Genomic DNA, 12,891 nt, shown 5'->3' with positions numbered 1-12,891 from the left:
TTTCGAGCCAAACAAAAATACCTCAGTGATATAATAAAATTGCGGTCTGCCAACTGCAAAATAAAAAATCAAGGAGGTATTGAATGACATCGTTAAATGACACTCATAGTTTATCACATACTAAAGGGAAATGGTGAAATCATGGAGGATTTGCATCAAATTATAGAAGAAAAGAATTTTAACGATCACAAAGATTAGACATAGGAGCAATATTAAGAGAATTATGTAGTTGGAAAGAAGTAAATATCATAGAAGCAGAAGTTTGTCCCGATCACATTCATATGTTATTGGAGATACCACCAAAAATATCAGTATCAAGCTTCATGGGTTTTTTGAAAGGGAAAAGTAGCATAATGATATATGAAAGGTGGGGAAACTTAAAATACAAATACAGGGGAAGACAATTTTGGTGTAGAGGATATTATGTAGATACAGCAGGAAAGAATGCAAAGAAAATAGAAGAATATATAAGAAATCAACTTAAGACAGACCGATTAAGCGAGCAGTTAACATTTGATGTAGTTGACCCTTTTAAAGGGTAGCAAGTAAAGTTTGCAAGTGGCAGATCGAACAACGCCTTTGCGGCGTGGCTTGTAATACAGGCCCTTTGGGCCGCATGTGAAAAACCCCCGGCTATGCCGGGGGATGTTTATTATTGTTTTTTTATTGGCTACAATTTTTAATATACTTTTAATTTGCAATTCTTTTTTTATTTTTATAGAATTAAAATAGGAGGTGTGAACATGGACAATATAGTTAATTTTGATTCTATTTTTATTTTTAGATATCTTGAAGATGAAGTAATAAATAAAGTTTATAGTCTTGACATGGATCACGTGAATTTTGAGTCCGGAGATTTAGTGGTTTCTAGGGGGGATGAACTTAATAGTCTCCTTGTTATAAAATCAGGATTGCTAAAACAGGCAAAGTACTTAAGCGATGGAAGTGAAAAGGTAGTGGCATACTACTATGAAAACGAAGTTTATCCACTACATTTATTTTATGAAGGAATTAAACACTGGCCATATAATATATATGCGGAGTCAGAAAGTGATATTTATTTTATTCCTTGGAATGATTTAAAAGAAATTATTTCTTCAAGTGAAACCCTTACTAACAATGTTTTAAGATTTACTGCAAGCTGTACTTGTCACACTAAAATTATATTAAATGCCACAAGATATAAAAAAATTCAGCAAAGACTTGCCTATTGGCTATTGATGAAAAAATATGTGGACACTTGTAAAATACCTATGACTCAAAAGATGTTGTCTGATACTTTAAGGGTTACAAGGCCAAGCCTTAATCAGGAATTGAAAAAGCTTGAAAGTCTAAAAGTGGTTAGAATTGATGTTAATGAAATTGAGGTTTTAGATGAATCATATTTAGAAGATATACTTAATGATGTGTAAAAAACCTTTTCATGTTCGAATACGAACTTGTGACATAGTAAAAACGCTGTTAATATAGAATCAGAAAGCAAATCCAATAGAAAAAGAAAACGATAACAAATTCGATTGGATTTTAAGCTTTGATGATCAGTCTTTATTACGAGCTCAAATGAAGATATTTAGAATGTATGAAAACGATACTACAAAAAACAAAGGAGAATATTATGACTGAAAAAATGAACCCTGATTTTAAATTTGTTGACAAATATGGATTTAATGAAGAGTTACTTAAGGAAGCATTTGCTGAAGCTAGAAAAATCTATAAGGAAAGAGGCTTCATGAGAGAAATGGGTCAAGGTAAAGCTCCAGCTATAACTACTGTAGATATGGCTAAAGCTTGGATGAGTGAAGGTCACCCATTTACATGTGATAAGTCAGAAGAAGTTTGTGCAAATGCATTAAAGGTTTTAGAAGCTGGTAGAAAAGCTGGTGTTCCAATATTCCATACTACTACAGGTTATGTAGGGGAAACACAATGGGATTTACCTAGATGGGATGAAAAAATACCTATGAGTGCTCTTGATATTAATACTGACTGGTTAGAAATAGATCCTAAATTAAAACCACAACCTGAAGAACCAGTTATCCATAAGAAATACGCTTCTAACTTCTTTGGTACACATTTAGCTCAAACACTTACTTTCTTAGGAGTAGATACAGTAATAGTTATGGGTGCAACTTCTTGCGCATGTGTTAGACATACTGTAATGGATTCTACTGGATATGGATTTAAGACACTTATTCCTGAAGGAACAGTTGGTGATAGAGTTCCTGGAGTAATTGAATGGAATATGTTCGATATGGAAGCTAAATTTGCTGACGTTCTTCCTGTAGATGAAGTTGTTAAATACTTAGAAAGTATTGATAGCTCTGTTTATACTAAGCATGAAAGAAAATTAGATAAGTAATAGAAATAAACGCTGTGGCAATTTAGGGCATTATGCAATAAATGCCCAGCGTTTTTTATTAAGGAGATGCTATGAAAAAATTAATTAAGAATGGTACTATTATTTCCGCTACTTCAGAATATGTTGCAGATATATTAATAGATGGAGAAAAAATTGTTGAAATTGGATTGAACTTGCCTGAAGATGGCTGTGAAGTTATAGATGCAACTGGAAAATATGTTTTTCCAGGCGGAGTAGATGAGCATGTTCATATGGGACCTTTCGGATCTTATTCTTTTGAAACATCTCATGCTGCGCTAATTGGAGGAACTACTACAATCGTAGACTTTGCTCCACAGTTTAAAGGCAAAACTCTTATAGAATCTTTAAAAGAGCATGAAAAGGAAAATGCAATAGGAAAAGCATCTTGTGATTATTCTTTCCATACTATGGTAATGGATAATGATGAAGACTTACTCATGAAGAGTATTCCTGAGCTTGCAGAAAATGGCGTTGCAAACTTAAAATTCTTTATGGCTTATAAAGGAACTCCTTTTTATGCCAATGATGAATTGATTATAAAGGGAATGACAGAGGCTAAAAAATATGGTCTTACATCTATGCTACATTGTGAAAATGGAGACTTTATTGAAGCTTTGGCTAAAAAATATAAAGATGAAGGAGTTAAAGATCCTATAGGACACTCTCTCTCTAGACCACCAATTGTTGAAGATGAAGCAACTTTTAGGGGGATTCAAATGGCAAAAATAGCTGATTGTCCTCTATATGTAGTGCATGTTTCAACTAAAAATGCAATGAGATTCATTAAAGAAGCTAGAGAAGAAGGATATAGTGTATATGGTGAAACTTGTACACATTATCTTACTCTAGATGAATCAAATTTCTTAAAGCCTAACTTTGAAGGTGGAAAATATGTATGTGCTCCAGCGTTAAGAACAAAAGATCACTTAGAGGCTTTATGGGATGCTGTAGACAAAGGATATTTGAAAGCTATAGGTTCTGACAGCGCTGCTGTTAAGGGTGGATTTGAAGCTAAGAAGAAAGGTATTGATGATTTTACTAAGATACCTAATGGATGCCCTGGAATGCAAAACAGACTTTATATGATTTGGACTCAAGGGGTTATGAAGAATAGAATTACTAGACAAAAATTCGTAGAATTAACTTCTACTAATCCAGCTAAGGTTTGTGGATTCTATCCACAAAAAGGAGCAATACTACCAGGCTCAGATGCGGATATAGTTATATATAATCCTGATGTTAAAGGAACTATTACCTTCAAAGACAACTATGAAGGTAGTGACTATGATACATTTGAAGGATTTGAAAGAGACGGAATATGTGAAAAGGTATTCTTAAGAGGAAAACTTATGGCGGAAAATGGCAAATTCGTTGGGGATAAGGGAACTGGTCAATATATAAAACAAAAACCATATGCTCTTCCATATGATAGATATGTTCCAAGAGAAAAATAAAAATGAATTAACTTTATAAAAAGGAGGGTGTATTCTCTCCTTTTTATAATGCTCTCAATTCCTTAATTTTAATAAGTATCAATAAAAAGTTATATATCTAAAACTGTCGTCTTCCTAACATAAAAAAATATTCAAGTGTTGTAGTGACAACTTTATTTAGAAAAATTAAATGGTAGACTATAGTTGAGGAAGATAATATTAAAAGGTTTTCACAAGGAGAGAAAATGGATATTTTAACTGTAACTAATAATAGTAAAATTGAAGATGATGTTAATGTTATTAGGGTTTCTGGTGATTATAGGGATGTACTGATCAAAGTAAGAGATATGGTTTATATTGGACATGAACTTATTTCCTATCCTTTAAATGCCAGTATAAAAATGTTTTTTTCTCCAGTAAAGTCTATCCTCATCTCAAAAGAAAGGGGAAGTATTTCTGAACATTCGATAGAATTAATTGAAAATAGTATTTTGAAATACGACTTTACTTTGGGAAAGAGAAAACCTGAATATAGACACAAAGATGATTATGAATTACTTGACTTTGAACTTTATAAGTCTTCTTTGGAGGAAGCTCATAGGTTTAATTTTATAAGAAAGGGTGAATAGGTTGAAGCTGGAACTTAGAAAAGTCGAAATAGAGGACTTAAACTTTGGTGATGAAACTATTGTTAAAGATAAATGTTTATATATCAACAAAGAAGCCTTTATTGAAGAGATGAAAAAAATATCTGGGGTAAAAGATATTAAGGTTGATTTAGCACGACCTGGGGAAAAGAAGAGAATAATTCCTGTAAAGGACGTTATTGAACCAAGGTACACTGTTGAGGGTACTAAGGGATTCCCTGGAGTTACTACAGATGTAGGACCATGTGGTGATGGAAAGGTTAATGTACTTGATGGAACTGCTATTGTCACAATTGGTGATATAGTAGGATTCCAAGAAGGCGTTATTGATATGTGGGGCGAGGGAGCTAAGTGGACTCCTTTTTCAAAGACAATGAATATTGTTGTTGATATAACACCTGTTGAAGGATTAAATCCACATGAACATGAAGAGGTATGTAGAATTGTCGGACTAAAGGCTTCTGAATTTGTTGGGGAAGCTGCTAAGGATATTGAGGAATTTAAGGATATTCAAGTTTTTGAAATGGGTGATCATAGTGAAGAAAATGAAAAGTATCCTGATTTACCTAAGGTAGTTTATGTTGAAATGCTAATATCTCAAGGGCTACTACATTCAGGATATATATATGGTACAGATTCTGCTCATATTTTACCAACTTTCTTACATCCAAATGAAGAACTTGACAATGCTGTTATCTCAGGTAACTGTGTAGCTGCTTGTGATAAGATAACAACATATCAACATCAAAATAATAATGTTATCAGAGAACTTTACAATAAACATGGCAAGGAAATAAACTTCCTTGGAGTAGTAATGACACCTGAAATGACAACTCTAAATGGTAAGTTTGTATCTTGTGATTACACTGCGAAACTATGTAAGATGGTAGGGGCTAATGGTGTAATTATTTCTGAAGAAGGTTATGGAAATCCAGACTCAGATCTTGTAATGATTTGTTCAAGACTTGAAAAGCAAGGTATAAAAACAGTTCTTATAACTGATGAATGTTCAGGATGGGACGGAACGAGTCAACCTCTAACTGATACTGCTAAAGAAGCTGTTGCAGTTATTTCTACTGGAAATGTAAGTCACATAGTTGAACTTGAAAAAGCTGACGAGGTAATTGGCGACCCTGAAGCCATAGCTAATTTAGCAGGTGGTTGGGCAGGAGCTTATGACCCTGAAACTGGAACTATGAAATGTGAACTTAATGCTGTAATTGGGGCTACTTCTGAAATTGGCTATCATAATGCAACTTGTAAATTATATTAGGGGGAGAATATGAGTAAAAAAGTTATTTATTATCTAAATCAGTTCTTCGGCCAAATTGGTGGAGAAGAAATGGCACATATAGCTCCTGAATATAGAGATGGAGGAGTTGGTCCTTCAGCTGCTTTCGAGAAAAAAGCTGAGGGGATAGAACTTTTAGGCACCATTATATGTGGTGATAACTATTTTAATGAAAATAGAGAAGCGACAATGGCTTTTCTTGAAAAGACATATGAAGAACACAAACCTGAAATGGTTGTGGCAGGACCTGCATTTAATGCTGGTAGATATGGTGTTGCATGTGCTGAAGTTTGTAAGTTCTTCAATGAAAAGGGCGTACCTTGTATAACTGGTATGTATGAGGAAAATCCTGGTCTTGATGAAGCAAGAAAATATGCTTATACAGTAGCGACTGGAAACTCTGCAGCGGCAATGAGAAAAGCAATGCCTGCGATGGTTAAGCTTGTTAATAAACTTGCATTAGATGAAGAATTAGATCCATCTGTAGATGATTATTTCCCACAAGGTCAAAGACGTACTATAATCGTTGAGAAAATTGGTTCTCAAAGAGCTATTGAAATGCTTATGAAGAGACTTAATGGGGATGAGTTTGAAACAGAATTACCTATGCCAGTCTTTGATTCAGTAGAACCTGCTGAAGCAATTAAAGATTTATCAAAAGCTACAATTGCACTTGTTACTTCAGGTGGTATTGTACCAAATGGTAACCCTGATAGAATTCAATCTGCATCTGCTCAAAAATGGGGAAAATATGATGTAAGTGGAAGGGAAGATCTTAACAACGATTATTATACAATCCATGGTGGATATGACCCTGTATATGCAAATGCAAAACCTGATAGAGTTGCTCCTCTTGATATGTTAGAAGATTTAAAACAAGAAGGAGTTATAGGAAATGTATATAAATACTTCTATACTACTACAGGAACAGGTACAGCCGTTGCGAACGCTATAAGATTTGGTAAAGAAATTGGTAAAGAACTTAAAGAAGCCGGTGTTGATGGCGTTATCTTAACTTCAACATGAGGTACTTGTACACGTTGCGGTGCAACTATGGTTAAAGAAATTGAAAGATATGGTATCCCAATAGTACACATGGCTACTATTACTACAATATCTCAATCTGTTGGCGCCAATAGAATTGTTCCAACAGTTGCAATCCCATATCCAGTAGGAAATCCAGATTTGGGAGAAAAGGAAGATAAGTTTAGACATGAAATGGTAGAAAGAGCTGTTAAGTCATTGGCAACAGACATAAAAGAAAGTACAATATTTAAATAAAATCTGACAGAGCTTTTGCTCTGTCTGGGTTTTAAATCGAGATGTTAAAAGAATATCAACTGCTTAAATAATGGGAGGGTATCATGAGTAATGAAAATAGAAGTAGTTGGAATAGTCGCTTCGGTTATATAATGGCGGCGGCAGGATTTTCTATAGGACTTGGAAACGTTTGGAGATTTCCTTACTTAGTAGGAACAAATGGAGGAGGGGCTTTTGTCCTTATATACTTATTAATATGTATCTTAATTGGTGTACCTCTATTTTATATGGAAGTAACTCTTGGTAGGAAGGCTCAAGCAAGCCCAATAGTTGGAATGAGAAAGCTCACTAAGAAGGGAATTCCTTGGATAAGTTTTGGATGGTTAGGAGTTCTTAGTGCATATTTTATACTAACTTACTATATCCAAATTATGGGATGGATTGTTGCTTATTTGTTGAAGATGATTACAGGAAGTATGAAAGGATTTACAGCAGAAGAATATAGTCAATCATTTAATGACTTGATGATGAATCCAAAGATGCTTATTTTATTTACCTTGATTTGTGTTGTTATAATTGCGATTATATCTGCAAAGGATTTAAGTTCTGGACTTGAAAAAGCTTGTTCAGTAATGATGCCTGCACTATTTATAATGCTTATATTGGTGGTAATTAGGTCACTAACTCTACCAGGGGCTTTGGAAGGTGTTAAATGGTATACTAAAGTAGACTTTTCTAAAGTTAATACGAAAACGTTTCTATTGGCACTTGGACAATGCTTCTTCTCTGTTGGTATAGCAAGTGGTGGAGCTTTTGTATATGGTTCATATTTAAAGAAAGATTCGAATATTCCAGTGGATGGATTAATGGTTGTGGGTTTTGATACTTTGGCAGCTTTAATTGCAGGATTTGCAATTTTCCCTGCGGTATTTGCCTTAGGACTTAAACCTGATTCTGGTTCAAATTTACTTTTTATAACTATGAGTAATGTTTTTATGAATATGCCATTCGGAAGATTATTTGGAGTATTGTTCTTTATGCTGATGTTTTTCGCAGCTCTTTCATCTGCACTTGGATACTTAGAGCCTGTTAGTTCATCATTTTCAGAACTTTTAAAAGTTTCCAGAGCAAAAGGTGTAATATATGCTCTAATTTCAATTTTTGTAGTAGGACTTTTCACAATTTTTGGACATAATATTTTAGCGAATGTACAAATAGCAGGAAGAAATTTATTTGACTTTGCAGACTTTCTATCTGGTAATATCTTGATGCCTCTTGGTGCAATAGCTTTAATATTTTATGTTTTATTCCATTGGAAATTTGAAGGATTTAAAAATGATATTGATGAGGGGGCAACAAGTTTTAAAATTCCAAAAGTAATGAAATTTATAGCATATTTATTGCCAATAGTTTTAGTTATAATATTCATAACAGGATTAATTTAATTGAATTTTATTTAAAGAGTCTACATAAAAGTAGGCTCTTTTTCTTGTTAGAAATTATAGTATGATGTAAAATAGTAGTTAAGTATTAGAGATAAAATATTTTAAGTTTCAAGTTATTTTTTTTGCGGATTAGGTTTATTAATTGAGTTTGTAATGTGATGGTAAAGTTTAGATTTTCAAAAAATATTTTAAGTGTTTCATCAAATAAATCAGATTTCTATTGATTATCATTTTAATTTTTAAATAGTTTTTCATATCCAATTGTTTTAGATATTGTTAAAAAAGAATTTGAATTATGAAATGTTTTACTGATTTAATTTGATAATTTTACCAAAAACTTACAATATGTTTACATAAACATAATAATGTTATAAAATTCAATTATAATATACTTTAAAGGAGCATTTATGACTATCACATTTTTAGAATTCATTAAGGAACTACCAGTAAATACTCCATTGCTTATTACTGCGGTTTTGACATGCGCAGTTATATTTGTAAATGGATGGACAGATGCACCTAATGCTATTGCGACCATGGTTTCAACTCGTACAATGGATGTGGATAGGGCGATAATAATGGCTGCTATCTTCAACTTTTTTGGCGTATTAGTCATGACTATGATAAACGCTAATGTAGCTGAGACACTTTATAAAATGGTTGATTTCGGAGACGATGCAAAGATGGCCCTTGTAGGTTTATCTGCAGCACTTTTTGCTATAGTTTTATGGGCAACTGCCGCATGGTATTTTGGTATTCCTACTTCTGAATCTCATGCTTTGATTGCGGGAATTTCTGGAGCTGCTATAGCTATTCAAAGTTCTATTGATGGAATTAATGGATCAGAGTGGATTAAGGTAATTTATGGTTTGGTTATGTCCACTGTACTTGGATTTGGTCTTGGGTACGTAGTAGTATCTATTGTCAAATTATTGTTCTGGAAAACAGATAGAAGAAAGACCGCAAATCTATTTAAAAATGGACAAATATTTGGCGGAATGGCCATGGCATTTATGCATGGAGCACAGGATGGACAAAAATTTATGGGAGTTTTTCTTTTGGGTGTTTTTTTATCTCAGGGTCAAGCTCATGTAAATAATTTTCATATACCTATATGGCTTATGATACTTTGTTCTCTTCTTATGGGAATTGGTACATCAATAGGTGGTAAAAAAATAATTAAATCAGTTGGTATGGACATGGTTAAGATGGAAAAATATGAAGGTTTTTCAGCTGATGTGGGAGCTGCAATATGTTTGCTTATATCATCTTTGTTTGGGATACCTGTAAGTACAACTCATGTTAAAACGACTGCTATAATGGGGGTAGGAGCTTCTAAGGGAATAAGAAATGTAAACTTAGAAGTTGTTAAAGAAATGGTACTTACCTGGGTGTTGACTTTCCCAGGATGCGGTTTAATTGGCTTTATTATGGCTAAAATTTTTATAAAATTATTTTAAGGAGAAGTTATGTCTGTTTACAATTACTTTGATGGATTTATTAAAATGACTGAAAAGGCGGAAGAATGTGCTGATTATTTAAATATGGCAATAAATTCCTATGATAAGAATAGTCTTGAAAAGCAAACTGAAGAAATTCATGAGATTGAACACAACAGTGATTTGATTAAACATGAAATTATGGCAAACTTAGTAAAGGAATTCTTGCCACCAATTGAAAGAGAAGATATTACAAACATCATTCACTATCTTGATAATGTTGTTGACAACATTGAAGATATACTTGTAAAGATGTACATACTTAATTTAGATTCTGTAACAGATGAAGCATTGGAATTTGTTGATTTAATATTAAGTTGTGTAGATATGTTATCTCAATGTGTAGCGGAGTTTCAAAATTATAAAAAATCAAAAAAGTTAAAGGATCTAATTGTAGAGGTTAACTCAATTGAGGAAAAAGGTGATAGACTTTATATAAAGGTTATGAGAGATCTTTATAAAAATGGTAACAGCGATTATATAATAAGATGGAGCAAGGTTTACGACTTAATGGAAAAATGTCTTGATTCTTGCGAAACCGTTGCTGATGAGTTAGAAGTTGTAATGCTAAAGAACTTATAATAGGAGAAGATATGAAATTTTTTATTGACACTGCAAATATTGATGAAATAAAAGAGGTAGCTTCTTGGGGAATTGTTGATGGAGTAACTACAAATCCGTCTTTAATAGCAAAAGAAGGTAGAGTTTTTAAAGATGTTATTAAAGAGATTACAGAAATTGTAGATGGACCTATATCTGCAGAAGTTGTTAGTCTTGAATGTGAAGGTATGCTTGAAGAGGCAAGAGAACTTGCTAAGATACATGAAAATATCGTAATAAAGCTACCAATGACAAAGGAAGGGATAAAGGCGTGTAAGAAGTTATCAGACGAAGGAATAAAGACAAATGTGACTTTAATCTTCTCTGCTTCACAAGCTCTAATTGCTGCAAAAGCTGGAGCCACTTATGTAAGTCCATTCCTTGGAAGGCTTGACGATATTAGTTCCAATGGAATGATTTTAATAGATGATATAGCTCAAATTTTTTGTAATTATGATATAAAAACTGAAATAATAGCTGCATCTGTAAGACATCCTATTCACTTGGTGGAATGTGCAAAAGCGGGAGCAGACGTTGCAACTATTCCTTATAAGGTATTTAATCAAATGTTAAAACACCCATTAACAGATATTGGAATTGAAAAATTCTTAAAGGACTGGGAAAGTGTTAAAAATTTATAAATCTGTAAATATCTGCCTTAGGGCGGATATTTGTTTTTATTAGGTAGGAGGAAACTGTGGATTTATCAGTTTTAAAGGAAAAAAAATTAGAGGACTTGAAAGTTATAGCTAAAGCTTTAGGAGTTGCTGGAATTTCTAAGTATAGAAAAAATGAACTAATAGAGGAAATTGAAAAACAAGTTAAAATTAATGATAGAGTGAACTCAAAAGAAGAGATAGAAGTAGAGGTAGATGATAAATCGGAAGAAAATAAAAATGAAAATTCGGATAATTCCTCATCAAACATAAGAGAAATAGAAGGTGTGTTAGATATTCTTCCTGATGGTTTTGGATTCTTAAGATCAAATGGATATGACTCTGGTGATGATGATATATATGTTCCACCTGTGCAAGTGAGAAGATTTAAATTAAAGACAGGAGATTTTGTTGAAGGCTTAACAAGAGATGTAAATGATAAGGAAAAATTTTCTCCACTTATCTACATCAATAAAGTAAATTACGAAACACCTGAAAATTTAAGAAATAGAAGAAATTTTGAAGATCTTACCCCAATCTACCCTAAAGATAGATTTGTTCTTGAACATGATAAAGAAGATCTTGCAACAAGAGTAATCGATTTAATTTGTCCTATAGGTAAAGGACAGAGGGGTATGATAGTTGCTCCACCGAAAACTGGGAAGACAACTCTATTGAAAATGATAGCGAAGGCTTTAAAGAAAAATAATCCAGATATATATCTTATTGTACTTCTTATTGATGAAAGACCAGAAGAAGTTACGGATATGAAGAGGTCTGTCGATGGGGAAGTGGTAGCGTCAACATTTGATGAGATGCCTCAAAATCATACAAGAGTTGCAGAGATTGTTCTTGAGAGGGCAAAGAGGATGGTTGAACATGGACATGATGTTGTTATTTTAATGGACAGTTTGACAAGACTTTCAAGAGCCTACAACATTACAAGCCCATACTCTGGGAAGACTCTTTCTGGGGGACTCGATCCAATGGCACTTAACCATCCAAAGAGATTTTTTGGAGCTGCGAGAAACTTGGAAGAGGGAGGATCCCTTACAATACTTGCCACTGCACTTGTGAATACGGGAAGCAGAATGGACGATGTTATCTTTGAAGAGTTTAAGGGTACAGGTAATATGGAAGTTAAGCTTGATAAAAATCTTTCAGAGCTAAGAATATTCCCTGCTATTGACATTTCATCTTCAGGAACAAGAAAAGAAGAGCTACTTTTAAATAAAGAAGAACTTGATGCAGTTAGAAAGCTTAGAAGATCTCTAACAGGAGAATCAAATCAAATTGTAGTTGATAATTTCTTTGAAATGTTAAGCAATACTAAAAATAATAAAGATTTTGTTACAGCCATGAATAAAATTAGTTTTCACAGTTGAAATGAATAGAATGCTGTGGTATACTTATTAGGCTAAATGTTTAATTGTGTTGAAAGAGGTGAAAATAAAATGAAAGAAGGAATTCATCCAGAATATCATAAAGCTACAGTAACTTGTACAACTTGTGGCAATACGTTTGAAACAGGATCAACTAAAGAAGATATAAAAGTTGAAGTTTGCTCCAACTGTCATCCATTCTACACAGGCCGTCAAAGAACTGCTGAACGTGGTGGTAGAGTTGAGAAGTTTAAAGAAAAATACAATATTAAATAGTGTTAAAAGGGCAGACAAAAGG

Annotated in this window: 12 protein-coding genes and 1 pseudogene; all 13 read left to right on the top strand. The window is 33.2% G+C overall.

Annotated elements, in window-relative coordinates; translation table 11 throughout:
* Window positions 1–83 precede the first annotated feature (83 nt).
* Window positions 84–542, top strand: a pseudogene (gene tnpA / locus BN2746_RS08740) (IS200/IS605 family transposase).
* Window positions 543–743: 201 nt separating this feature from the next.
* The gene (locus tag BN2746_RS08735) at window positions 744–1,412 is read left to right on the top strand and encodes a Crp/Fnr family transcriptional regulator (RefSeq protein WP_055079401.1); all 669 of its coding nucleotides are present in this window, start codon (window positions 744–746) and stop codon (window positions 1,410–1,412) included.
* Window positions 1,413–1,615: 203 nt separating this feature from the next.
* Window positions 1,616–2,359 carry an isochorismatase family protein gene (locus BN2746_RS08730; RefSeq protein ID WP_055079400.1) on the top strand — a complete coding sequence of 248 codons (744 nt, stop codon included), beginning with the start codon at window positions 1,616–1,618 and terminating at the stop codon, window positions 2,357–2,359.
* Between the two features lie 71 nt (window positions 2,360–2,430).
* Window positions 2,431–3,834, top strand: a complete 1,404-nt coding sequence (gene hydA / locus BN2746_RS08725) for a dihydropyrimidinase (RefSeq protein ID WP_055079399.1) — start codon at window positions 2,431–2,433, stop codon at window positions 3,832–3,834.
* Window positions 3,835–4,058: 224 nt separating this feature from the next.
* Window positions 4,059–4,442: a GrdX family protein gene (locus BN2746_RS08720; protein ID WP_055079398.1), complete on the top strand. Its 384-nt coding sequence runs from the start codon at window positions 4,059–4,061 to the stop codon at window positions 4,440–4,442.
* 1 nt (window position 4,443) lies between these two features.
* Complete coding sequence (locus BN2746_RS08715) at window positions 4,444–5,733, top strand: glycine/sarcosine/betaine reductase component B subunit (protein WP_055079397.1); 1,290 nt, start codon at window positions 4,444–4,446, stop codon at window positions 5,731–5,733.
* A 9-nt stretch (window positions 5,734–5,742) separates the two neighbouring features.
* Window positions 5,743–7,032, top strand: a complete 1,290-nt coding sequence (locus tag BN2746_RS08710) for a glycine/betaine/sarcosine/D-proline family reductase selenoprotein B (RefSeq protein WP_082420242.1) — start codon at window positions 5,743–5,745, stop codon at window positions 7,030–7,032.
* 83 nt (window positions 7,033–7,115) lie between these two features.
* The gene (locus tag BN2746_RS08700; protein ID WP_055079394.1) at window positions 7,116–8,456 is read left to right on the top strand and encodes a sodium-dependent transporter; all 1,341 of its coding nucleotides are present in this window, start codon (window positions 7,116–7,118) and stop codon (window positions 8,454–8,456) included.
* 407 nt (window positions 8,457–8,863) lie between these two features.
* Window positions 8,864–9,916, top strand: a complete 1,053-nt coding sequence (locus tag BN2746_RS08695; protein WP_055079393.1) for an inorganic phosphate transporter — start codon at window positions 8,864–8,866, stop codon at window positions 9,914–9,916.
* 9 nt (window positions 9,917–9,925) lie between these two features.
* Window positions 9,926–10,537 carry a DUF47 domain-containing protein gene (locus tag BN2746_RS08690; RefSeq protein ID WP_055079392.1) on the top strand — a complete coding sequence of 204 codons (612 nt, stop codon included), beginning with the start codon at window positions 9,926–9,928 and terminating at the stop codon, window positions 10,535–10,537.
* 11 nt (window positions 10,538–10,548) lie between these two features.
* Window positions 10,549–11,196: a fructose-6-phosphate aldolase gene (gene fsa / locus BN2746_RS08685; RefSeq protein WP_055079391.1), complete on the top strand. Its 648-nt coding sequence runs from the start codon at window positions 10,549–10,551 to the stop codon at window positions 11,194–11,196.
* 56 nt (window positions 11,197–11,252) lie between these two features.
* Window positions 11,253–12,596, top strand: coding sequence for a transcription termination factor Rho (gene rho / locus BN2746_RS08680; protein ID WP_055079390.1), 1,344 nt, complete (start codon window positions 11,253–11,255; stop codon window positions 12,594–12,596).
* Between the two features lie 69 nt (window positions 12,597–12,665).
* The gene (rpmE, locus tag BN2746_RS08675) at window positions 12,666–12,869 is read left to right on the top strand and encodes a 50S ribosomal protein L31 (protein WP_055079389.1); all 204 of its coding nucleotides are present in this window, start codon (window positions 12,666–12,668) and stop codon (window positions 12,867–12,869) included.
* Window positions 12,870–12,891: the final 22 nt, after the last annotated feature.

Source organism: Lagierella massiliensis (assembly GCF_001407835.1).
Taxonomy (GTDB): Bacteria; Bacillota; Clostridia; order Tissierellales; family Peptoniphilaceae; genus Mediannikoviicoccus; species Mediannikoviicoccus massiliensis.
This window is presented reverse-complemented; position numbering and strand designations above follow the sequence as displayed.